Source organism: Agathobaculum butyriciproducens (assembly GCA_003096535.1).
Classification (GTDB): Bacteria; Bacillota; Clostridia; order Oscillospirales; family Butyricicoccaceae; genus Agathobaculum; species Agathobaculum butyriciproducens.
Genome location: QEKJ01000005.1, coordinates 122,014 through 145,388, shown reverse-complemented (window position 1 = coordinate 145,388; position 23,375 = coordinate 122,014). Strand labels below are relative to the sequence as shown.

17 protein-coding genes are annotated in these 23,375 nt (G+C 53.1%); 8 read left to right on the top strand and 9 right to left on the bottom strand.

The window, feature by feature from the left end:
• Positions 1–735 precede the first annotated feature (735 nt).
• Positions 736–5,355 (top strand): hemoblobin-interacting domain-containing protein, encoded by a 4,620-nt coding sequence (locus C7386_RS06315; RefSeq protein ID WP_110435778.1) that lies wholly within the window; start codon positions 736–738, stop codon positions 5,353–5,355.
• A gap of 41 nt (positions 5,356–5,396) precedes the next feature.
• On the opposite strand, the gene C7386_RS06310 is transcribed toward C7386_RS06315, so the two are convergent.
• The 5 genes from C7386_RS06310 to C7386_RS06290 all read right to left on the bottom strand — a co-directional run bounded on the left by C7386_RS06310 (position 5,397) and on the right by C7386_RS06290 (position 12,210).
• Positions 5,397–5,846: a low molecular weight protein-tyrosine-phosphatase gene (locus C7386_RS06310; RefSeq protein ID WP_110435777.1), complete on the bottom strand. Its 450-nt coding sequence runs from the start codon at positions 5,844–5,846 to the stop codon at positions 5,397–5,399.
• 525 nt (positions 5,847–6,371) lie between these two features.
• The gene (locus C7386_RS06305) at positions 6,372–7,730 is read right to left on the bottom strand and encodes an MATE family efflux transporter (RefSeq protein WP_110435776.1); all 1,359 of its coding nucleotides are present in this window, start codon (positions 7,728–7,730) and stop codon (positions 6,372–6,374) included.
• A 119-nt stretch (positions 7,731–7,849) separates the two neighbouring features.
• Positions 7,850–9,340 carry a Na+/H+ antiporter NhaC family protein gene (locus tag C7386_RS06300; protein ID WP_110435775.1) on the bottom strand — a complete coding sequence of 497 codons (1,491 nt, stop codon included), beginning with the start codon at positions 9,338–9,340 and terminating at the stop codon, positions 7,850–7,852.
• A 140-nt stretch (positions 9,341–9,480) separates the two neighbouring features.
• Positions 9,481–10,866: an alanine/glycine:cation symporter family protein gene (locus C7386_RS06295; protein WP_110437169.1), complete on the bottom strand. Its 1,386-nt coding sequence runs from the start codon at positions 10,864–10,866 to the stop codon at positions 9,481–9,483.
• 144 nt (positions 10,867–11,010) lie between these two features.
• Positions 11,011–12,210 (bottom strand): nucleotide sugar dehydrogenase, encoded by a 1,200-nt coding sequence (locus C7386_RS06290; RefSeq protein ID WP_110435774.1) that lies wholly within the window; start codon positions 12,208–12,210, stop codon positions 11,011–11,013.
• 97 nt (positions 12,211–12,307) lie between these two features.
• Between C7386_RS06290 and epsC the strand changes: the two genes are divergently transcribed.
• From epsC to C7386_RS06275, 3 genes are read left to right on the top strand one after another with little or no spacing between them, the layout of a single operon-like run.
• A complete protein-coding gene (gene epsC / locus C7386_RS06285; protein WP_275945102.1) occupies positions 12,308–13,084 on the top strand; it encodes a serine O-acetyltransferase EpsC in 777 nt (258 codons plus the stop codon).
• A gap of 52 nt (positions 13,085–13,136) precedes the next feature.
• A complete protein-coding gene (locus tag C7386_RS06280; protein ID WP_110435772.1) occupies positions 13,137–13,496 on the top strand; it encodes a sulfite exporter TauE/SafE family protein in 360 nt (119 codons plus the stop codon).
• Positions 13,493–13,852 (top strand): sulfite exporter TauE/SafE family protein, encoded by a 360-nt coding sequence (locus tag C7386_RS06275; protein WP_110435771.1) that lies wholly within the window; start codon positions 13,493–13,495, stop codon positions 13,850–13,852. Before C7386_RS06280 ends, C7386_RS06275 begins: the two co-directional genes overlap by 4 nt.
• Positions 13,853–14,104: 252 nt before the next feature.
• On the opposite strand, the gene rnhA is transcribed toward C7386_RS06275, so the two are convergent.
• Both rnhA and C7386_RS06265 read right to left on the bottom strand, forming a co-directional pair.
• Complete coding sequence (gene rnhA, locus C7386_RS06270; RefSeq protein ID WP_110435770.1) at positions 14,105–14,542, bottom strand: ribonuclease HI; 438 nt, start codon at positions 14,540–14,542, stop codon at positions 14,105–14,107.
• Positions 14,543–14,748: 206 nt separating this feature from the next.
• Positions 14,749–16,149: a sodium-dependent transporter gene (locus tag C7386_RS06265; RefSeq protein ID WP_110435769.1), complete on the bottom strand. Its 1,401-nt coding sequence runs from the start codon at positions 16,147–16,149 to the stop codon at positions 14,749–14,751.
• Positions 16,150–16,586: 437 nt separating this feature from the next.
• On the opposite strand from C7386_RS06265, the gene proC reads away from it, so the two are divergent.
• The 4 genes from proC to C7386_RS06245 all read left to right on the top strand — a co-directional run bounded on the left by proC (position 16,587) and on the right by C7386_RS06245 (position 19,618).
• The gene (gene proC, locus C7386_RS06260) at positions 16,587–17,393 is read left to right on the top strand and encodes a pyrroline-5-carboxylate reductase (RefSeq protein ID WP_110435768.1); all 807 of its coding nucleotides are present in this window, start codon (positions 16,587–16,589) and stop codon (positions 17,391–17,393) included.
• A gap of 139 nt (positions 17,394–17,532) precedes the next feature.
• On the top strand, positions 17,533–17,850 hold the full coding sequence (locus tag C7386_RS06255; RefSeq protein WP_110435767.1) for a hypothetical protein: 318 nt from the start codon (positions 17,533–17,535) through the stop codon (positions 17,848–17,850).
• A gap of 80 nt (positions 17,851–17,930) precedes the next feature.
• Entirely contained in the window at positions 17,931–18,800 is an 870-nt protein-coding gene (locus C7386_RS06250; RefSeq protein ID WP_382730120.1) for a radical SAM protein, read from the top strand.
• A gap of 218 nt (positions 18,801–19,018) precedes the next feature.
• The gene (locus tag C7386_RS06245; protein WP_110435765.1) at positions 19,019–19,618 is read left to right on the top strand and encodes a zinc dependent phospholipase C family protein; all 600 of its coding nucleotides are present in this window, start codon (positions 19,019–19,021) and stop codon (positions 19,616–19,618) included.
• 91 nt (positions 19,619–19,709) lie between these two features.
• On the opposite strand, the gene gyrA is transcribed toward C7386_RS06245, so the two are convergent.
• Positions 19,710–22,283 (bottom strand): DNA gyrase subunit A, encoded by a 2,574-nt coding sequence (gene gyrA, locus C7386_RS06240; RefSeq protein WP_110435764.1) that lies wholly within the window; start codon positions 22,281–22,283, stop codon positions 19,710–19,712.
• A gap of 58 nt (positions 22,284–22,341) precedes the next feature.
• Positions 22,342–23,364, bottom strand: a complete 1,023-nt coding sequence (locus C7386_RS06235; RefSeq protein ID WP_110435763.1) for a threonine aldolase family protein — start codon at positions 23,362–23,364, stop codon at positions 22,342–22,344.
• Positions 23,365–23,375 lie beyond the last annotated feature (11 nt).

Here is a 23,375-nt window from a genome sequence, read left to right as displayed (position 1 = left end):
TCTCGAAATTTCAGGTTCGCACTACAACCTTGTTCATATCGAACAAAAGTTTAAGCACATCGTTGTTTAATTTACAAGGTACAATCTGCTGTTTTGCGCTTGTTTCTGAACTTTTCAGCTCATCAACTCTCGCTGACAGCTTATTTAGTATACCGCAGTATGCGCCTAATGTCAACACTTTTCTTCAACTTTTTCAAAAAAAATTTTACAGGAAATTTGTACATTCTATATATACCTATATAATATATTCCTCTTATCCAAACGTCCTGAAAATAAAACACCACCTGCCGCTGTACACCGACAATCGCGGAAATAATGCAGCACACCATCTTGCCGAGGATATTTCAATATTCGGTTGTAATCTTCATCACATATTACTAACTTTTATACCGTATTTTTAATATTTCCGCGGAAATTGTGCGCTGCTTTGTGTCTTTTCCGCTGTATACAATATATATCGCACATACAAAAAATTTTTCTTTTATTAAAAATCACGTTTGGAGTTAGCTTATTCTAACTCATTGCAGGATTTTGTGTACTTTTGTGTTGTTTATGTGATACGACCGTTCTTTTATGTAAATATCAGGATTTGACAACACAAAATCTTTATGATATTTTATTACTCACTTACGAGTTAGCATATGATAACTCGCTGTGATCACACTCCTTTCCTATGGAAAGGAAAATTTTTACCGGTATAGTTAGCCCAGTCTAACGGCAAGGAGGAAAATATACTTGAACAAAAAACGTACCCTTGCGATGCTTTTGGCAGGAGCTATGCTACTGCCAGCGAATGCATTCGCTGCCTCGCCCGAAGACTTTACCGATTTCCCGACCGACTGGTCCGCAGCCGGCCTGCGCAGCGCTGTACAGAACGGCCTGCTGAACGGCTCAAACGGCCAGATTAACAGCTCCGGCCTGCTGATTCGTGCCCAGATGGCTGCTATCATCAACCGTGCCTTTGCCGCTCGCAAAACAGCTGATCTGTCGGTTTACAGCGATGCAAACACTTCTGCATGGTATTACAACGATCTCGAACTGGCCGTTGCCATGCGCACATTTCAGGGTGCAAACGGCAAACTGAATCCCGAAGCACCGATCACCCGTGAAGAAGCTTTTGTTGTCCTCGCGCGTGCATTTGCACTTGAAAGCGGCGATACGTCCGTTCTGAACAATTACACCGATGGTGCTTCGGTCTCTGCATGGGCACAAAGCAGTGTAGCTGCATTGATTGAAAACGGCTATGTCAACGGTGCAAATGGTAAGCTGAACCCGAAAACCAGCATCACCCGTGCGGAATTTGCCAAGGTCATCAGTGAAATGGCCAGCACCTACGCCGATGCAGACGATTCTCTGTCTGCCACGGTGGACGGCAGCGTTATTGTGCGTGAAAACAGCGTTTCCCTGTCCGGCAAGACCATCAACGGCGATCTCATCATTGCAGACGGCGTCAGCAGAATCGACCTGACGGGTGTTACTGTCACCGGCCGCATTGTGCTGCGCGGCGGCGAAAGCGGTGTAACCTTCAAGGACACCAAGGCCGGCAAGGGCATTATCGCCAATACCGACATTGCGGTTTCCGGCTCGGTTGACAACATCACAGTCGCACAGGGTTCTGCCATTACCGTAAACAGCGGCGCGTCTGTCGGTTCCATCAACGTCAACGCAGAAGGCGCAAAGATTACCGGTGCAGGCAAGGTCGGAACCGTAAAGGCGAACGCCAATAACGTAACCGTTACCACCACCGGCACCAAGGTTACCGCAGCAGACAGCATTTCCGGCGTCAAGGCCGGCGATAAAGCGGTTTCCGCAGGTAAGACCGAGACGGTTGGCAGCACAGCTTCTGGCGGCGGTTCGTCGAGCGGCGGTTCGTCTTCCGGCGGCTCTTCGAGCGGCAGCAATACGACTGTCAAGGCCGAGATTGCAGACGCGCAGGTCGTAACGACCGATGCAGGCGCATATCTGGCGCTTTCCTTCCGCACCGGCTTCACCAAGGAAAATACCGTCATCACCGTTGATGGTGCTGATGTAACAAAATATGCTACTCCGGTAACCGATGACGGCTCTGTCATCAAGCTCCCGCTCGTGGCACAGCCGGGTTCTGTCACCCTGACCAGCGGAAATAAGACTCAAACTACCGACCTCGGCACCAAGGTGGACGGTGCAGTTTACACCGGTGACCATTATCTGCCGGATTATTTCGTCAAGCATGGTCCGCTGGCAATTTGGGATTACTATCTGACGAATTACGATGTCAAGGGCAACATCCGCACCGAAGCCGAAAAGACTACCTTCGGCACCAAGGCTGTCCCGAATCCGCATCCGAGTTATTCTGTTGCCACCGAACTGGGACAGGATGTTGTCATCATGTTCAACTACACTTCGGATGCGGACAAGCAGTGGTTTGACCACATTACACCGTATTCCGCAGACAATCAGAAGGGTTCCGTACAGCTAGTAAGCTATGACCAGTACAAGGGCACCTGGAATTATAATCTGGAATTTACCAAGGGTAAGACAAATCATGCCGGCAACACAGTTGCTACCCTGACCATCAAGGCCAACCAGGATAACTTCCGTTCCAACGGCCGTTACTTTGTCCGCGTAACCTCTACAGATGCAGCAGGCGTAACTTCCTCAACACTGGTTCCGATTCATGTTGTAAATGCAGAGACTCCAACCTTTGAGGTTGAGGAAAAGCCGGAATCCGGCAAAAACCTGCACTTTGCGGTAAGCAATCTAGTTTACGGCATTACCAACCCAATTGAGAAAGTAACGCTGACCGATCCGTCCGGTGCAAAGCATGAACTGACGAACATTAACGATTACTATCTGTTCAGTCAGGATCTGTTCGTTCTGTACAACGACGAATCCGCAGAAAACGGTACAAACCACCTGAAATACAAGGGTCAGTACACGCTGACTATCGAGGCAAACGGCTTTAAGACAGCGACCACCAAGTTCACCGTGCAGGAAGGCAAAACCGCTCCCACGCAGACCGCACTGACGCTAGATGCCGTAAGCCGTGCAACCGGCAGTATCTCCGGCGGCAGCAGCAGCGATGGCTCCTCCAGCGGCTATGCCATCTCGACTGATTTCCTGTTCAAGGGCGATCTGATTGCGAATGCCTGTGTGCTGAACAAGCTGAACAAGGACACCACTGAGTCCACCGCCGTACTGGAATACTGGAATTACAGCACCTCTACACTGGATTCCACCTTTAATAAGGGCAATACCATGTATTACAGCGGTACAGACTATATGAGCTACATTTACGGCTCCAAGGCAGACAGCAGCAAGCTGTGGAAACCGTTTGCTGAGTATACCGCATCTGCCGCGGCAAGCGTAAATCCTCCGCACCAGACCAAGGAAGTTATGGAAGATGGTCTGCTGGGCGATGTGCTAGACAGTTCTGTCTCCGGCAAGCTGAATTATGTTGCTCCGGATAAGGGCACTTACGCCGAAGGCGATGATGTTGTACTGAAGTTTACCGCTGACAGTTCTAATGATTATCTCTCCAAAATTACCGGCCTGTACCTGAATGGCGATTGGCGGTATCTGGGCGAAAATTACTACACCATCAATACCGAAAACAACACCATTACCATCAAAAAGGATCTGCTGCACATCGGCGAAAACGCAATAAAGATTGTCTCCGGCGGTTATAAGGAGCAGAATGTAACCTTTAACTATGCAAAGGTTACGGAAGGTGTTACAGGTCTGACTGTTTCTGCTGATCAGGAAGGCAAGCCGGTAACCATCACCGTCAACGGCTCGGATGGCGATTTCCTGAAAAACCTGTCCCTTGTTACCCTCAAGCAGGGCGATGATGTTGACAATGTATATTGGTACGGCTACGAAGGCAGCGACGCGGTGTATTATGTCAAGAGTGACGATAATAAGACCCTGACCCTGTACAATGTAAAGCCGGGTACTTATACGGTAACGCTTTCGGCTCAGTATTATGATGATTTGAGCACTGACTTTACGATGGCGGGTACTGTTGTTAAAAATCCGGTTCCGGATATGGACATTCAGCAGAGTGTCGAAGACGGTGTATACACCGTAAAATTCTATGGTGTAAAAATTCCTAATTCTACTGATTACACTGATTCTCAAATTGGCACTTGGAAACTTGCTATTAACAAAATTTCCGTAAATGGCACTAACTATACCGAATATTCCTCTTTTAGCGGTGATCCCGCCAATGATTCCACCGAATATAAATGGGGTTATGGTCAGGGTTCTGAAAAGGTTCTGATTCTTGGTGGCAGTGCATTTAAGACCGGCGAAAACAAAGTTGTTATCTCCGCTAAGGGTTACAAAGATTTGACTGTTACCATTAACAAATCTGCTGAAACCGTAACCGAAAAGGATACACCTTCCCTGTCTGTTGCTGAAAACGGCGTTATAAAGGACGGCAACAGCTACAAAATCACTTTGACTGGCACCGACCTTGCCGATTGGTGGAAGAATGTAAAGAAGGTTCAGGTAGATGAAGGCACTGCAGCTGATATCAGCAAGGTAATCGGCGAAACTGCCTTTACGCTCTCGGGTCTGGAATCAAACCACGAGTATACGCTTACCTTTACTGCTGACGGCTATAAAAATGCAACTGTTAAAGTAAAAACTCCGGAGAAGAAGTCGGATAATACTGACACTGAGGTTAAGCTACCTACTACTGCACCGACCGTAAAATCTACCAGCACATATAGTTCTAAATATATTCTTGATTTCAGCAATAATAAGGCATGGGTACAGAAAATCACTTCTATTAAATTAGGTGGTTCCGCTTGCAAACCTGTTACTTCTGCAGATGATGTTTCTTCCGACAAATATTATCTTGATACGGAGAATGGTTATATCTATATGTACCTGAGCATGTATGCCGAGAAAAAACTTGTAATTGCCGCTGATGGTTGTGATAAACTTGTTCTTACCGCTGTACCCGGTTCTGGTTGGAGTGCTCCTACAATCACCTATGTTGGAACTGTATCCGCAGAGCCTTCTGCCGCACCGACTATTGCAAAGATTGAGAAAGTACCTGCTTCGTTCATAACAGCCTCTTTTTATCGCGTATCTTTCAGCAGTGATGAAATTGAAGATTATTTGAATAATGTCAAGAAGGTTACTCTCGATAATAATGTTGAGTTGAAGTCTGGCGGCATTTATAATGATTCTACTAAAACTTTTAAGATTGGAACTGAATCCTCTTCTGGCGCCAAGAGTTATCTGGACTTCTCGAAAGATTGCTTTACCAAAGGTAACACCACCGTAACTATTAAAGCTAACGATTACAAGGATTTGACTTTCACTGTAACCGTCGACGCTGACGGAAACCTGTCTATCAAGTAAACCCCCACAAAAAAGGAAACCCACCCGGGTTTCCTTTTTTCTTACCTATATTCCCTCAGCAGCGCCTGACACCCTTCCAGCAAATCCTCCCACACGGCATCAAAATCGCCGGTATACCACGGGTCAGCGACCTCCTCGCCTTTTCGATCGGTAAAATCCAGCAGCAAATGCAGCTTTCCGTCCGGATCGCCGCCGCAAATGCGCTGCATGGTGCGCAGATTGGACCGATCCATGCCGATCAGCAGATCAAACCGATCATAATCTGCGCGCGTCATCTGCCGCGCCGCATGCTGCCCGCACGGGATTCCCTGCTCAAGCAGCTTGCGCCGCGCCGGCGGATACACCGGATTGCCGATCTCCTCACGGCTGACAGCCGCCGATTCGATCTCCCAGTCACCCGCAACGCCTTCTCGCTTTACCAGTTCCTTCATGATATATTCTGCCATCGGACTGCGGCATATATTCCCATGGCAGATAAAAAGTATCCTCACCCAAACGCCTCCTGCTGTTTTTCTCCATCATATCACACAAAGCCGCAATCGTCACGCAATTTCCAAACCCCGGTGCTCCCACCATTCCTGTGAACGGCATGCGCGCCTCGTTTTTTTCCGTGCAAAACAGTACCCCGCCGAACGGAATTTTACTCGCTTTCCATCCGGCGGGGTATCTCAATTATGAGGAGTTGTTCTTCATATTGCGGAAGCTGCGACCCTGCAATTCATCAGCCGGTATCGAAGAAGCCGTTACTCGACGGTGCTGTCCGCTCCTTCCGTGTTGTCTGCTGTGTTTATACCATAGCAGATTTTCGATCAGCCGGAACGTCTTTTTCACGAAATGCAGTTTTGCGGGAACGAAATGCATAAAGTCCCTACTTGAAAGCAAAAAATTGGAAGTTTGCGCGTCCGGCGAAGCTCTTTCTGTAGAAATTCCGGAAAATTATTAAAAAACAGGCACGAAAAAGTCATAAAAAAGGGTTTCCCGATAGGAAACCCTTTCATTTTGCAATTTGCGACCGGTTAGAATGTAGGCAGATTCTTTTTCCACGCACCGGACTTATAGAAGAACACCGACAGACCTGAGCCGAGGAACCAGCCGATCGGCCAGCTGAGCCAGATACCGTGCTCGTTGCCGACCACATAGAACAGCGCAATGGACAGCACTACACGGATAATCAGGTCGGAGAACGTCGTTACCATGAACGGACGCATTGCACCGGCACCGCGCAGCACGCTGTCGCACACGAACTTGGTGCATACGACCAGATAGAACGGTACGACCGTGAACAGATAGCCTCGTGCGACATCAATAACGCCGGAGGCACTGCCCGCCGGAACGAACAGGCTGATAATCTTGTTCGCAAACGGCAGATAAATCGCCATAAACACCACGGACAGGCCGAGTGAATACACCGCACCCCATTTGAGACCCGGACCGATGCGGTCCAGCTTGCGGGCGCCGATATTCTGCGCAACATAGCTGGACAGACCGGACGCGAACGACATGCAGCAGGTCAGCGCAAACTGGTTGACGCGGTTTGCCGCCGAGAATCCCGCGATAACGGTCGCACCGCACAGGTTGATGTAATACTGAATGACCACATTGCCCACCGACACAAAGCTCTGCTGTGCGATGGACGGCACGGCGTAGTTGGTCAGGCGGCGCAGCATTTCGGGCGCGAACAGCACAAAGTGGTGGCCCGTATCAAACGAACGCACGCGGCGCAGCAGCAGCACGAATGCCAGCACACCGGACGCGCCCTGCGCGATAAACGTCGCCCATGCAACACCGGCAACGCCCCAGTGCAGACCGGCAACAAATACCATATCCAGAATGACATTGCCGACCGAGGACAGCACAAGCAGGATCAGCGGCGTTCGGCTGTCGCCCATGGCATTGAAGATACCCGTACACACGTTATAGATAAACAGGAACAGCAGACCGAACACATACACGCGCAGATACAGCGAGCCGTCCGCAAAGATATTCTCCGGCGTGGACAGCGCGTTCATGATGCCGTGCGTACCGATGGCTCCGATCAGCGTCAGCAGCAGCGCTACCGTCGTGGTGGTGAGCAGTGCGGTCGAGATGGCGGTCTTCATGCGCAGATAGCGCTTTGCGCCGAACAGCTGCGAGACGAGTACGCCGGTACCGATGTTGATACCGGTTGCAACCGCAACGAACAGCTGCGTGATCGGGTAGCTCGCGCCGACAGCGGCCAGCGCCAGCTCACCGGCTTCTACAGTTTCGGCAAAACGGCCTACGATGATGGAGTCAGCCATCTGGTACAGCTGCTGGAACGCAACGCTGAGCAGCAGCGGAATCGAGAACCAGAACAGCTTCTGCGACGGTTTTCCGACGGTAAGGTCAGTGGTCAAATGGGATACCTTCTTTCGGGAGTCTGCTTATCCAGTTTTGACCGGATAAAATGGGGTTTATTGCAATTTTATGCTCTCCCCGAAGGGAGAGCATCATTTTGCGACTTTAATTGACGTTGTTACGCCTTTTTCTTCTGGCGTGCAGTAATAACCGCAACGGTGAGCACCAGCAGCACCACACCTACGCCAAGCGCCAGAATGTCGTTTCCGGTCACACCGCCGACAAGGAAGCCTACAAAGCTCATCGCCGCGATCATCAGCGCGTACGGCATCTGCGTAGAAACGTGATCAATGTGGTTACACTGTGCACCCGCGGATGCGAGGATGGTCGTATCCGAAATCGGCGAGATGTGGTCACCGCAGACCGCACCAGACAGGCAGGCTGCCACGGTCATGATCAGCATGGTGGACGGTGCATCGCCGAATACCGCAATAGCGATCGGGATCAGGATGCTGAACGTGCCCCAGGAGGTACCGGTGGCAAAGGCCAGACCAAGCGCGATGAGGAAGAATACCGCCGGCATGAACATACCGATGGTGGATTCCGCCTTCACCACAGAGGATACGAAGCCGCCGATGTTGAGGTACTCTTCACGGCAGACACCGGACAGCGTCCACGCAAGCGTCAGGATGAGAATAGCCGGAACCATTGCCTTGAAGCCCTCGGTGAATGCCTCACAGAACTGGCCAAAGGACAGCACCTTACGCGGGATATACAGCACAAAGGTGAACAGCAGCGTAAAGAATGAGCCGAGCACCAGCGCGGTGGAAGAATCGCAGTTTGCGAACGCCTCAACGATGTTCGCGCCTTCCAGAATGCCGCCGGTGTACAGCATGCCTGCAATGCAGAGCACGATCAGTACGCTGATCGGCAGGATCAGGTCGTAAACCTTGCCCGAGCCGGCTACAACGTGAGTCTCCTCAATCAGAGAGAGATCATCATCCTTATGCGCAAGCTCGTACTTTTTCATCGGGCCGAAGTCGAAATCAGCAGCCATCAGCCAGATGAGGAACGCCAGCGTGAGCAGCGCGTACAGATTCAACGGGATGGTCTTGAGGAACAGCGAGAAGCCGTCCAGCGTACTCGATTCCGGCAGGGACGAGCCGACCGCCGCCGCCCACGAGGAGATCGGCGCGATGATGCAGACCGGAGCCGCCGTTGCATCGATGATATACGCCAGCTTTGCCCGGGAAATGCTGTACTTGTCCGTCACCGGGCGCATGACCGTGCCGACGGTGAGGCAGTTGAAGTAATCGTCCACGAAAATGAACATTCCGAGGAACGAGGTCGCAAACGACGCGCCGCGCCGGCTGCGGATGGTCTTGACCGCCCACTCACCGTATGCGCGTGACGCGCCCGATTTTGTGATCAGCGAAACCAGAATACCGAGCAATACAAGGAAGATACAAATATTGATATTATCTCCCAATTTACTGCCCATGATGGTGAAAGTCGTCTCGACGGCTTTCAGCGGATGGAAGCCCGTATAGAGCAGCGCACCCGAAAGAATACCGATCATCAGTGAGGAGTAAACCTCCTTCGTGATCAGTGCAAGCGCGATCGCGATGATCGGCGGCAGCAGTGTCCAAACAGTTGCCGTAACGTCCATTCCTTATTTCCCCCTTATACGCAGACAAATCGTGTCCGCAATTCCATTCTATTTTATATGGATTTAACCGGATTTACAAGTGCTAATCCTGTTTTTTCCGTCCGAAAGGATATTTTTGTGCAACTTGCAATGGTTTAACGTCATAAATCGTGTTTATAGCGACACCATTCTGCAATCACCTGCCGCCGAAGTGCCAGCACGCCCGCCAGATTAGGCAGCGCCATCAAGCCGTTGAACGTGTCGCTGAGCGCCCACACCGGCTCCAGCCGCATCATGCAGCCCGCTACCGCCGCCAGAAGAAAGGCCGCCTTGTAGACCGGAATTACCCGCTCCCCCATCAAATAGGCCGCTGCACGCTGCCCGTAATACGACCAGCCGAGCAGGGTCGAGAATGCAAACAGCGCGAGCGACACCGCAACGAAGCCCCCGCCGAACCGTCCGAATACGGTGGAGAACGCCTCTGCGGTAAGCTGTGCACCGGTTGTCAGCTGAGAAAGCAAAGGCGTGCCGGACGCGAGCGCGTAGCGGCTTACGTCGTATACCCCGCTCGTGAGAATGACGAACGCGGTGACGCTGCACATCACAATCGTGTCGAAGAACACCTCAAACACCGCCCACATCCCCTGTTCGCACGGCTCCCTTGCGTCTGCGGCGGCATGCACCATGACGGACGAGCCCAGTCCGGCCTCATTTGAAAATATACCGCGCGACACACCCGCCCGGACGGCCTGCGTCATGCCGTAGCCGAGCACGCCGCCCGTGCCTGCCCTTGTATCGAACGCCATCGAGCAAATCTGCGCGAACGCCTGCGGCAGATTCGCTCGATGCATCCACAGCACAACGACCGCGCCGCCCATGTAGAACAGCGCCATGAACGGCACGAGTGTTTCCGTCACGCGGGACAGCCGTTTGAGGCCGCCGAGAAGCACCGCGCCGAGCAAAACCGCTGTCACCGCGCCGACGATCCCGCTCGGTATGCCGAACGAGCCGGAAAGTCCCTGCGCGATTGAGTTGCACTGGCTCATGTTGCCGATACCGAACGATGCCAGCACACAGAACAGCGCAAAGGCTCCCGCCAATAGCGGACTGTGCAGACCGTTTTTCAGGTACAGCATGGCTCCGCCGCGCCAGCTGCCGTCCGCTCCCCGCTCGCGGTAGAGCATGCCGAGCGTGTTCTCCGCAAAAGCCGTCATCATGCCGACAAAGGCGCTCACCCACAGCCAGAGTACCGCGCCCGGACCGCCGAGCGTCAGCGCGGTTGCCACGCCTGCGATGTTGCCCGTGCCGACCGTCGCGGCAAGTGCGGTGCACATGGCCGCAAACGGCGAAACGCCGCCGCTTGTCCGTCTTGCGGCACCGGTAAAGCAGGAAAACAGCGTTTTCCGCAGCCAGAGCGCGCAGTACCGCACCTGAAAAACTCCGGTCACCGCCGTGAAGTACAATCCGGTGCCAAGCAGCAGAATCAGCATGGGCACGCCCCATATCAGGCCGCGCAGCCGCTCATTTACTTGTAAGATATCGTCCATCAGCATCCCACCTCTCCCCTGTTCCGCATTATATGAACCGGATTTCAGCGGCAGAACGCCCATAATTACTCATTTCTAACGACTAATTCCTACTTCAAATAACAGAAAGCCGCCCGGACAGGCGGCTTTCTGTTATTTGCGAAATTATTCCATCATACCAACGCAGTCGAAGTACGGCTTCTCTGCGATCTTGTCCTTATTCTCCTTGAACAGCGTGTGACCGAGTGTGATGACCAGATAATCTGCCTTGAGAACCTCCTCGAACGATACGTTCGGGATGTTCTGCACCTCAGTGTCCTTGGCGAACGGCTCACACGCGATAACCTTTACGCCCTTTTCCTGTAGGATGTGGCACAGCTCGATAGACGGCGACTCACGCAGGTCGTCAACATCCGGCTTATAGGACAGGCCGAGCACGCCGACCGTGTCGGTTACCTTCTTCATCTTTGCTACAACCTTGTCAGCGACGAAGTGCGGCTTGTTCTCGTTGCGCTCGCGTGCCGCAAGGATAACCTTTGCCTCCGCCGGGAACTGCTCGTAGATAAACCACGGGTCAACTGCGATGCAGTGGCCGCCAACGCCGACACCCGGGGTCAGGATGTTAACGCGCGGATGGCAGTTTGCCAGCTTGATCAGCTCAAAAACGTCAATGCCCATCTTGTCGCAGATGACGGACAGCTCGTTTGCGTAAGCGATGTTGACATCACGGAAGGTGTTCTCGGTCAGCTTGCACATTTCGGCGGTTAGGTCGTCGGTCTTGTGAACGACACCCTTCTCAAGCACCTTCTCGTAGATGGATGCCGCCATTTCAGCAGCCTCCGGCGTGCGGGCACCGACGATGCGGTCATTGTTCTTCAGCTCGTACATCATGTTGCCCGGGATAACGCGCTCCGGACAATGTGCAACGTGAATCTCATTCATCGGGATGCCGGATTCCTCGCTCAGTACGCGTGCGAGCATCTCGGAGGTGTGCGGCGGCACGGTGGACTCCAGAATGACCAGATTGGACGGCTCGAGCACCTTGCCTGCCATACGGCCTGCAGACTCTACAAAGCGCAGATCGGCCTTGTGGCTGCCGTTCTCGTCCTTGAAGAACGGCGTCGGCACCGAAATATAAAATACATCGGACTTGCCAAGTTCTTCGGAAAAATGCAGATGACCGTGTGCAACAGCCTTTTCAAATGCTTCCTGCAGACCCGGCTCTACAATATGGATATGGCCGCCCTGCAGGGTTTCGATGGTCTTTTTGTTTACGTCAAAGCCGCAGACCTCAAAACCAGCCTCAGCCAGCGTGATCGCCGTCGGCAGGCCGATATAACCCAGTCCCATGACAGTAATTTTCATAATTTTCGTACCTCGTTCAGCATAATCTTCTTACATTATACCACTTTTTTCACGGAATTCAACGTAGTGTTTGAATTTTCACCGAAAAGAGTCTATAATGATACTATCGTTCGTTTATGCAAGTATCATAAACGGCTGTCGGAACCTTTTATCTTCCGATTACATATACTGCTTTATACCCCTAAAGTTTGGAAGGGATACTATGATTTTTAAGGGATTGCTTGAGGATGCACGCTCGATCCGGGACCGCGACCCGGCAGCACGCACCACACTGGAAGTTGTTTTGCTCTATCAGGGCTTTCACGCCCTGTTTTACCACCGTCAGGCGCACTGGCTGTACAAACACAAGCATTTCTTTCTTGCGCGTGCGCTGTCGCAGTTTGCGCGGCATATGACCGGTATTGAGATCCACCCAGGTGCAACGATCGGCAAACGCCTGTTTATTGACCACGGCATGGGCATTGTTATCGGTGAAACCGCTGAGATTGGCGACGACTGCACGATTTACCACGGTGTAACGCTCGGCGGTACCGGTCACGACACCGGCAAGCGTCACCCGACCATTGGCAACAACGTGCTCATTTCGACCGGCGCGAAGGTTCTCGGACCGTTCAAGGTGGGTGACAACAGCCGTATCGGCGCGAATGCTGTCGTACTGCAGGAGGTTCCGCCGGATTCCACGGTTGTCGGCATCAAGGCGCGCGTCGTCAAGATTGCCGGTCAGCGTGTCGGTCCGTCTCCGGCGTATGCGCTCGACCAGATCAACCTGCCGGACCCGCTTGCACAGGAACTGTGCCGTCTGCAGAACCGTGTTTACGCCAACGAGCAGAAGCTCAAAAAGGAAGAGGAACGCGAGCGCGAAGCCGACAAATAATACACATAAAAACAAGCCCTTCGGTGCAAACTGTCACCGGAGGGCTTCTTTTATGAAAATTTCAGTGAAATATGCGGTCACAGGTGCTCTTTCCGGTGCAGCAAACGGATTTTTCGGGGCAGGCGGCGGGTTATTTCTTGTACCGCTGCTGATTTCCTGGTGCGGCATGGAGCAGAAGCGCGCGTTTGCGACCTCAGTCGCGGTAATTTTCCCGCTGTGCGCGGTCTCGGCGGTAATCTACTGGCTAAAGGGTGGTCTACCGATTGCGCAGGCGGTGCCGTATCTGCTCGGCGGCGCGGCAGGCGGCGTGCTGGCCGGAAAGTTATTCGGCAGGTTAAAGGCAGACTGGCTGCGCCGTGCATTCGGCGTACTGATTCTCTATGGCGGCGTCCGTGCCGTCCTGCTGCTGTGAGCGCGGTACTTGCGGTCGCAATCGGTCTGCTGACCGGTATTTTAAGCGGCTTCGGCATTGGCGGCGGCTCACTTTTGCTGCTGTATCTGACGCTTTTTGAAGGGGCAGGGCAGTATCAGGCGGGCGGCATCAACCTGCTGTATTTTCTCTCGTGTGCGCCTGCAGCGCTGATTTCGCACCGCAAAAACGGACTCATCGAAAGGGAAGCGGTCAAATGCTGCGTACCGGCAGGCGTGGTGACCTCAGTCCTTTCGGCGCTGCTTGCCGCAAGAGTGGACACCGACCTGCTGCGGCGTGCTTTCGGCGTGGTTTTACTCTATATCGGCGTAAAAGAGACCTTTTTGCGCAAAAAATAACACCTTCCTCACCAAATGTGAAGAAGGTGTTCAGTTTGTCTAAAGAGTGGATATTCCTGTCGCTCCATCCAATTCGCGCTGTAGCGCGCGTAAAATAGAATTTGCTTCGCAAATTCGTAAAAACCGGGAGCATGTATCTCGGTTTTTACACTTCTGGAGGGAGAAAGTTTCTGTATAGGAACTTTCGGACGACTTTGGAACGGCCCACGGTCCGTTCCTGCTTGTCGGCGAAACTGTAGTTTCGCGACAGCCTTACTTATACTTCTGATACTCGCCGACGGCAAGCTCGTCACAGCGGTTGTTATATGGATTATCCGCGTGACCCTTGACCCAATGGAACCGCACCTCGTGTTTATCCAGCAGATCGAGCAGACGCCCCCAGAGTTCCGGATTTTTTGCGGGTTTCTTATCGCTTTTAACCCAGCCGCGCGCACGCCAGCCCTTGGCCCAGCCCTTGGTAATGCCGTCAACAACATACTTGCTGTCCGAATACAGATCGACCGAGCACGGCTCCTTGAGGGTCTCGAGGGCGGTAATTACACCGAGCAGCTCCATGCGGTTGTTCGTGGTGGACGGCTCGGAGCCGGAAAGCTCCTTTTCCGCCTTGCCGTACTGCAGGATCGCACCCCAGCCGCCGGGTCCCGGATTGCCCGAGCACGCACCATCTGTGTAAATGGTTACAGTTTTCATTGGTTTTCTCCTGAATATCGTTCCTTTTCGCGCGTCAGCGCGCATGAAATAGGATTGCCAGAGCAATCCATAAAAACCGGGAGCATGTATCTCGGTTTTTATACCCTAAGAGGGAGAAAGTTTCCGTATGGGAACTTTCGGACGACTTTGGAACGGCCCACGGTCCGTTCCTCTTGTCGGCGGAACTGTAGTTCCGCGACAGCTATTTAGATTGTGAAAAGGTGGAATACCTTTGTTGCCAATTCCGAAGCGAGGATCGCTGCCAGCATCACCGGAGCCACCCAGCGCACCATAACGCGGTGCAGCTTCTCGCGGTGGAACGAACCGGCACCTTCCTTTACCTCGTCTGCGATGACCTTGGTGCCGACTACATGACCAATCAGGATGCAGGTGAGCAGCGCCACGATCGGCATGAGCACGGAGTTGGAGATAAAGTCAAAGAAGTCGAGGAACTGCATACCGATAATGGTGATCGTTGCCCACGGACCATAGCCGAGACAGGACAGCATACCAATGATCAGGCAGCTTGCCGTAATAGCGATGGTAGCCGTCTTGCGCTTCATGTGTGCCTTGTCCATCAGCACGGAAACCAGTGTTTCCATCAGCGAAATGGAGGAGGTCAGCGCCGCAAACAGTACGAGCAGGAAGAATACCGCGCCGATAATGGTGCCGAACTTCATGGAGTCGAATACCATCGGCAGAGTGATGAACATCAGACCCGGGCCGCTGTTTACCTGAGACGGATCGCCGCCGTTAAACGCTATAACCGCCGGAATGATCATCAGACCGGCCACAAACGCGAACAGCGTGTCAAAAATCTCAATCTGAGCGACAGAGTGCTCAAGCAGATTTTCCTTCTGCATGTAGGAGCCGTAGGTGATCATAATACCCATTGCCAGCGACATCGAGTAGAACATCTGTCCCATCGCACCAAGCACGGTAGATACCGAAAACTGCGAGAAATCGGGCAGAATATAATATTTCAGGCCCTGCATCGCACCCGGAATGGTCAGCGAGTAGATTGCGATAACGACCGCCAGAATGGCGAGAATCGGCATCATGATACGGCTTGCCTTCTCGATGCCCTTCTCAACACCAAAGATAACGACAATGGTGGTTGCCAGCACGAACAGGATGAACCACGGGGTCGGTCCGTTGAAGCTGAAAATCGTCGAGGACAGCGAACCCGCATCGTAGCCAATGAAATTGCTGAAAAATCCGCCGTTGTCGGCCGCCTCAAGTGCGTTGCCGCTGATAAAGGTGAACAGGTATTTCATAACCCATCCGCCGATAACACAGTAATACGGCGTGATGATGAACGGCACGAACGCCGCCAGCCAGCCGAGGAATCCGAACCGCTTATCGAGCGCCTTGTACGCACCGATGCAGGACAGACGGGTCTTTCGTCCGATGGCAATCTCGGTAATCATCAGTGAAAAGCCGAACGTCAGCGCGAGAATAAGGTACACTAGCAGGAAAATACCGCCGCCGTACCGTGCCGCCAGATAGGGGAATCGCCAAAGGTTGCCCAGACCTACCGCCGAGCCTGCCGCCGCCAGCACGAAACCAATTCGGCTGGAGAAGCTGCTTCTCTTTTTTTGTTCCATGTTTTGTGTTTTACTCCCTTACATACAATATCTTTTAGACTGTCCGAAATGACAGCCATCATGAAATAAAATTATTTCTATTTTACCATATCCGAAAGTTTTTCACAAGCTGTTTGCAGGAAAAGTACATTGTGCTATAATATCTTTTATCGGATATGATCGTTTTATCTGCCATAATTTGAAAGAAACGGCAGTATTCCTTCCGCAGAGCGGGCTGCCCTCTATCATTTAAGGCAATACCGCATAATTGAACAAGAGCGATTTGCGAGCAAATTTTGCGTGCTGACAAGGCGCGGTTTTGCGGTAATACTTGATGTATTACCGTGAAATCGCAACAAAGTCAAGACATAAAATTTCCGCAAAGCGCCGTAGCTTTAATTGTGCGGTGTTGCCTTAAGCATATATGAAACAACAAACCATAAACGAGGTGTATTGACATGAAAAAATACAAATTCGGTGTTCTCGGTGCCGGCAACATGGGTACCGCTATTGCGGAAGGCGCAGTGCGCGCAGGCCGTTTTGCGCCTGAGCAGGTGCTGATGTTCAACCGCAGCGAGGAAAAACGCGCCGCTCATGCAGCCAAGGGCTACGCCGTCACGGGTGACTATACCGAGGTCTACGCAGAAAGCGAGATCGTGCTGCTGGCCGTCAAGCCGCAGAATTTCGATGAAATCCTGCCGAATCTGGCGAAATATGAAGGGGAGAAGCCGCTTGTCGTATCCATTGCCGCAGGCGTAACCTTCGCCAAGCTGGAGGGTGCGCTCGGCGCGGACACCGCGATGATCCGCGTGATGCCGAACACGCCGCTTATGCTCGGCGAGGGTGCAACCCAGCTGGTTAAGAATGCGGCTGCAACCGACAAGCAGCTGTCCGAACTCTGTGAACTGTTCAACACCATGGGCGTTACCGTCACGTTTGAGCAGGAGAACATGCTCAACGAGGTCATTCCGTATGCCGGTTCGGCTCCGGCGTACCTGTATGCCTACGCGGACGCATTTGTGCAGAGCGCAAAGCAGCACGGCATCAACGAGGACGACGCGCTGACGCTCATCTGTCAGACCATGATCGGCTCGGCAAAAATGCTGCTGCGCCGCGATAAGACACCGGCAGAGCTGATCCGCGCGGTGTGCTCGCCCGGCGGCACCACCATCGAGGGTATGAAGGTGCTTGAGGACCGCGATCTGTACGGAATCGTGTCGGAAGCCTGCGATAAGTGCATTAAGCGTGCCTACGAGCTTGGCTAAATGTGCCGTTAGCATTGACTTTGCCCCATCCGTATGGTAAAGTATAGGCAAAGCACTTAATCGGCATTTACGCCGTATTTTGTTTGATTGATTTTTATTATGACAATAGTTCCGCATCATTTGAGAGGGAGTGGATACCGTGAAAAATTCTACCAAGGTGAAAGCAGGTCTGCTGCTGACCAGCCTTGCCTGTGCAGCCGGTGCTACCGCAGCGCTTGTTATGCTTCAGAAAAAGCGTGAAGAGGAAGTTTACCACGAGGCTGAACTGAAGGCCATGGATGAGCTGGAGGAAATGATGCGTGCCGAGTCCGACTGTGCCTCCTGCGCATGCGCAGAGGAGTGCGCGGATACTTCGGTATATCAGGACGCATTTGACGATGCCCCCAAGGCTGCTGAACCGGCGGCTGAGGAGCCTCAGACTGAGGCCGAGGAAGAGCCGGAAGCCGAAGAAGACTAACCCAATATTACCAGCAAACGGACGGAATACTCCGTCCGTTTTGTTTATCTAAATAGCTAAAATAAGGAGTTTTACCCATGATCGAATACGAAGGCAGAGTTTTTCGTCCGCCCTCTGAGGCATACAGCCTGATTGTGCAGGTCACCATCGGCTGCAGCCACAACAAATGCACCTTCTGTGATATGTACAAGGAAAAGCGTTTCCGCGTGCGCAAGCTAGAGGAGGTCAAGGCTGATTTTGATGAAGCACGCCGCATGTACCGCCGTGTCGGCCGTATTTTTCTGGCAGACGGCGATGCGCTGATGTGCCGTCCCGAGCACATGGCAGAAATCCTGCGCTACATCAAGAAGGTATTTCCGGAGTGCGAGCGCGTTACCAGCTATGGCTCTCCGGCGTCCATTCTGTGCAAAAAGCAGGAAGATTTGAACATGCTGCACGATCTGGGTCTGGATATGATCTATCTGGGTCTGGAATCCGGCTCGGATGAGGTACTGCGCCGCATCAACAAGGGCGAAACCGCCGATGAGATCGTTCATGCGGGTTTGATGGTCAAGGAAGCCGGTATGAAGCTGTCCGTTACCTGCATTGCGGGTCTCGGCTCGCTGGAGCTGAGCGAGGAGCACGCCATCAAGACCGCAGAAGCGCTCTCCCGCATGAAGCCGGAGTACATTGGCCTGCTGACCCTGCTGTTTGAGCTGCCGACGCCGCTCATGCGCGACTGGCAGGAGGGCCGTTTCTACCTGATGAACCCGATTGAAATCGCGCACGAAACCCTCATCCTGCTCGAGCATATCGACTCCGAGGGCAGTATTTTCCGTGCAAATCACGCGTCTAACTACGTTAATCTGGCGGGCACGCTCAACCAGGACAGGGAAGCCATGTGTGCACGTCTGCGCAAGGCCCTTGAGGGCAAAATCAAATTCAAGAGTGAGCAATACCGGGCAAGATAACCAATTTAATGCAACTTAAATTGTGATAATCCGCAAAATTGTTAACATTCTGTGTTGTTTGCGTTACAATTTTCAAAAAAGCGAGACAATGTGCAAAAAGTGTGCTATACTGGTTTCGATCGTGAAAAGCGGAGAGGATGCTTTTCGGGCGTTAAGAATTTGTTAATTTAATATTTACTGTTAGAATTAACATGTGTTCCGTCTTGGAGGACTGATAAATGGATTCCGTATCCCACATTCGCGTTGCAAATCTGCTGATGGATTACGTTGAGCAGACCTGCGGCGTGACCTTTGATCAGAGCGGCTTTATTTACGGCAACCTGAAACCGGATCTGACCGGTACTTACCTCACCAAACGCCATAACCCATCCATTATGATGGATGAGGTGATGGAAAAAATCCGCACTTTTACGCGCAAGTATACCATCGGGCGTACCAACGGACGCGAGCTGTCGGTCGATCTCGGCGAGATCTGCCACTACATGACCGACTTTTTCACCTACCCGCACAACGACGATATCTATGAGCACAATCTGCTCGCACATTATGTTTATGAAAAGCGCGTTGCACTGGTAATTCGCCGCCGTATGACCGAAGATAAGTTTGAGAAATGGGCAAGTCCCATCATTCCGCCCACGACCGTGGACACACTCGTGAACCGCATTTCCACGATGCACGAGGCTTACCGCACTTCGACTAAGCCGCATGGCATCAACGACGATCTGCAGCATATCTGCATCGCTACCGCTACCGTGGTGCTGTCTATCATCAGCATCGTTTACGAGCAGATCGAGGATACTGCAGTCGCTACCGCGTAAAACCGTATAAGTCAAAAAACCGTCTTTACAGGCGGTTTTTCTGTTTTTCAGGCACAAAAAGACGAGTCCAAACGGACTCGTCTTTTGCTTTTTATTCTTCGGTACTCTCTGCGTTTTCAGCAGATTCAGAGGTTTCTTCCTCGGCTTCTGCCGGGTCTTCCTCCTCCTTGTCCGTGCGGGCAATCGAGATAACCTTTACGTCCTCGCCGGTACGCATGACGATAACGCCCTGCGAGCCGCGGCCGCATTCGCGGATCTCCTCAACGCCGGTGCGGATGATAACGCCGTCGTCGGTGATGATCATCACATCGTTTTCGCTGTCTACAACCGCGATGCCTGCCACCAGACCGGTCTTTTCGGTCAGGTTATGCAGCATCATGCCGCCGCCGCCGCGATGATGCACGGTGAACTCCTCAACAGGAGTGCGCTTGCCGTAGCCGTTCTCGGTGATGGAGAGCACATATGCGTCCTTGCGGGCACGCGCCGCGCCGATAACGTAATCGCCCTCGGCCAGCTTGATGCCGCGCACGCCGGTAGCCACACGGCCCATTGCACGAACCTCGTTCTCGTCAAAGCAGATGGCCTTGCCCTCGTGGGTGGCGATCAGGATGTTCTGCTCGCCGTCGGTCAGACGAACGTCAACCAGTGCGTCGTCCTCATTGAGGTTGAGCGCACGCAGACCCGCGCGGCGGATGTTCTGCAGGTCGCTCAGCACGATACGCTTTGCAATACCCTGACGGGTGACGAAGAACAGGAACTTATCGTCCGCAAACTCCTGAATCGGGAACATTGCGGTGATTTTTTCGCCGTTTTCCAGTTCCAGCAGGTTAACAATGTTCATGCCCTTAGCCGAACGTCCGGTCTCCGGAATCTGGTATCCCTTGAGCTTGTAAACCTTGCCGCGATCCGAGAAGAACAGGATGGTGTCATGCGTGGATGCGGTGAAGATATCCTTTGCGAAGTCCTCCTCACGGGTGCTCATTGCGGAAACACCGCGGCCGCCGCGACGCTGTGCGCGGTAAACCGAGGTCGGCTGGCGCTTGATATAGCCGAAGTGGGTGAGGGTGTACGCGCAGTCCTGCTGCTCGATGAGGTCCTCAATGTCGATCTCGTCGGCCACATTCTCAATGCGCGTATGGCGCTCGTCGCCGTATTTCTGCTTGATCTCCTGGAGTTCCTGCTTGACAACAGCAAGAATATTCGCATCGCACGACAGAATTTCCTCAAAGCCTGCAATGCGGCTCTCGAGGTCCTTGTACTCGTCGTTGATCTTCTCCTGCTCCAGACCGGACAGGCGGCCCAGACGCATATCTACGATGGCCTGCGCCTGCGGCTCGTCGAGGTGGAACTCGAAGTGCTCCGAGCCGTCCACGATGCCGAGCAGCGCAATCTGGTCGATCCAGAACGGCTCCGCCATCAGGTTTTCCTTGGCTTCGGCCTCGTTCTTGGAGGCACGGATGATTGCGATAATGCGGTCGATATTGTCAGTTGCGACCTTGAGACCCTCCAGAATGTGCGCACGGTCGCGCGCCTTCTTGAGATCAAAGCGCGTGCGGCGCTCGACAACGTCCTTCTGGAAGCCGATATACTGATCGAGGATCTGGCGCAGCGTCAGCACACGCGGCTGCAGCTTGCCGCCCGCACCCGGCACGAGTGCGATGTGGATCATCGAAATGGTATCCTCGAGCTGCGAATAGGTGAACAGCTGGTTGAGGATGACCTGCGCGTTGGCATCGCGGCGAACATCCACGACAATCTGCATACCCTCGCGAGAGGAATGGTCCTGAATGTTCGTGATGCCGTCGATGCGCTTATCCTTGACGAGATTTGCCATGGACTCGACCAGACGCGCCTTGTTTACCATGTACGGAATTTCCGTAATAACGATCTGGCTCTTGCCGTTCGGCAGATCTACAATCTCGGTCTTTGCGCGGACCTTGATCTTGCCGCGGCCGGTTGCATAAGCCGCACGGATGCCGCTGCGGCCCATGATAACGCCGCCGGTCGGGAAGTCTGGTCCCTTGATGAACTGGCAGATCTCGTCCATCTCCGCCTCGGGATGGTCGATGACATAGCAGGTGCCGTCGATGACCTCCGCGAGGTTGTGCGGCGGGATGTTGGTTGCCATGCCGACCGCGATGCCGGACGAGCCGTTCACCAGCAGGTTGGGGAAGCGGGAAGGCAGTACGACCGGCTCCTGGCGCTCCTCATCGAAGTTCGGCTGGAAATCGACCGTGTTTTTCTTGATATCCGCCAGCATGTAGTTCGCCAGCTTGGCCATGCGGGCCTCGGTATAACGGTATGCTGCCGGAGGGTCGCCGTCCACGGAACCGAAGTTGCCGTGACCGTCGATCAGCGGATAGTGCAGCGAGAACGGCTGCGCCATACGCACCATCGCGTCGTAAACCGATGCGTCGCCGTGCGGATGATACCGGCCGAGCACATTACCGACGGTCGTTGCCGACTTGCGGTAAGGCTTGTCCGAGGTCAGGCCGTCCTCGTACATCGCGTACAGGATACGGCGATGTACCGGCTTTAAGCCGTCACGCACATCAGGCAGCGCACGGCCGACAATAACACTCATTGCATAGTCGATGTAGCTTTTCTTCATCTCGCGTTCGAGATCGACCTGCATGATTTTCTGCTGTTCGTATTCTTGACTCATATTTTAATTTTGCCTCCAAAAGTGTTGGCTTTCAGCCGAAAACGACTGTTTTTATCGCTTAGAGGATACTGAGCAGCTCGTCTACCTGCTCCTCGGTCGTGGCCCAGCTGGTCGCCAGACGGATGACCGTATGCTCCGCGTCATATTTCTCTATAAAGCTGTAAACTACCTTGCTTTGCAGCTCGGGCAGTCTGCTGTTTTCTACAATGATGAACTGCTGGTTTGTCGGGGATTCCAGTGCAAAGCGGTATCCCTTTGCTTTGAGACCGTCCCGCAGCTTGATGGCGAGTTTGACCGCCGGTGCGCAGATTTTCTCGTACAGACCGTCGGTAAACAGGGCGTCAAACTGCAGCGCGTTCAGACGGCCCTTGGCGATCATTGCGCCGCGGCGCTTGACCATCGTGACGAACTGTTTCGGCATATTGCCGTGCGTGAACACAACCGCCTCGCCGCAGAGCGCGCCGCACTTGGTGCCGCCGATGTAGAACACATCAGTCAGCTTGGCAATGTCCTGCAGCGTCACATCGGTGTCCGCCGTAAGGCCGTAGCCGAGGCGTGCGCCGTCCAGAAACAGCGGCATATTAAACTCTCTGCATACAGCAGACAGGCGTTCCAGCTCATTTTTGGTGTAAAGCGTGCCGTATTCGGACGGATGAGAGATGTACACCATGCCGGGAAATACCATGTGGTCGTGGCTTGCGTCCGCATAAAAGGTCTGAACATATTCACGGAGATCGTCCGCATCCAGCTTGCCGTTCTTATGCGGAACGGTCAGCACCTTATGTCCGGTGGACTCGATGGCGCCGGCTTCATGCGTGTTCACATGACCGCAGGAGGACGCTACAACGCCCTCATACGGACGGAGCAGCGTATCAATGACGACCATGTTGGTCTGTGTGCCGCCGGTCAGGAAATACACCTGAGCGTCCGGGCAGTCCGCCGCCGCTTTAATCTTTTCTGCCGCCGAGGCGGTAAATTTATCGTTGCCGTAGCCGGAAACCGGCTCCATATTCGTCTGTGCCAGATGCTCTAAAATCTTGGGGTGTGCGCCATAACCGTAATCATTTTCAAAAAACAGCATAGTTTTCTCCC

What these genes read in the sequence shown, in the direction of transcription:
- C7386_RS06300 (WP_110435775.1), bottom strand. Translation starts at nt 9,340, where the DNA reads ATGGACGTTACGGCAACTGTTTGGACACTGCTGCCGCCGATCATCGCG.
- C7386_RS06295 (WP_110437169.1), bottom strand. Translation starts at nt 10,866, where the DNA reads ATGGACGATATCTTACAAGTAAATGAGCGGCTGCGCGGCCTGATATGG.
- C7386_RS06290 (WP_110435774.1), bottom strand. Translation starts at nt 12,210, where the DNA reads ATGAAAATTACTGTCATGGGACTGGGTTATATCGGCCTGCCGACGGCG.
- epsC (WP_275945102.1), top strand. Translation starts at nt 12,308, where the DNA reads ATGATACTATCGTTCGTTTATGCAAGTATCATAAACGGCTGTCGGAAC.
- C7386_RS06280 (WP_110435772.1), top strand. Translation starts at nt 13,137, where the DNA reads ATGAAAATTTCAGTGAAATATGCGGTCACAGGTGCTCTTTCCGGTGCA.
- rnhA (WP_110435770.1), bottom strand. Translation starts at nt 14,542, where the DNA reads ATGAAAACTGTAACCATTTACACAGATGGTGCGTGCTCGGGCAATCCG.
- C7386_RS06265 (WP_110435769.1), bottom strand. Translation starts at nt 16,149, where the DNA reads ATGGAACAAAAAAAGAGAAGCAGCTTCTCCAGCCGAATTGGTTTCGTG.
- proC (WP_110435768.1), top strand. Translation starts at nt 16,587, where the DNA reads ATGAAAAAATACAAATTCGGTGTTCTCGGTGCCGGCAACATGGGTACC.
- C7386_RS06245 (WP_110435765.1), top strand. Translation starts at nt 19,019, where the DNA reads ATGGATTCCGTATCCCACATTCGCGTTGCAAATCTGCTGATGGATTAC.
- gyrA (WP_110435764.1), bottom strand. Translation starts at nt 22,283, where the DNA reads ATGAGTCAAGAATACGAACAGCAGAAAATCATGCAGGTCGATCTCGAA.
- C7386_RS06235 (WP_110435763.1), bottom strand. Translation starts at nt 23,364, where the DNA reads ATGCTGTTTTTTGAAAATGATTACGGTTATGGCGCACACCCCAAGATT.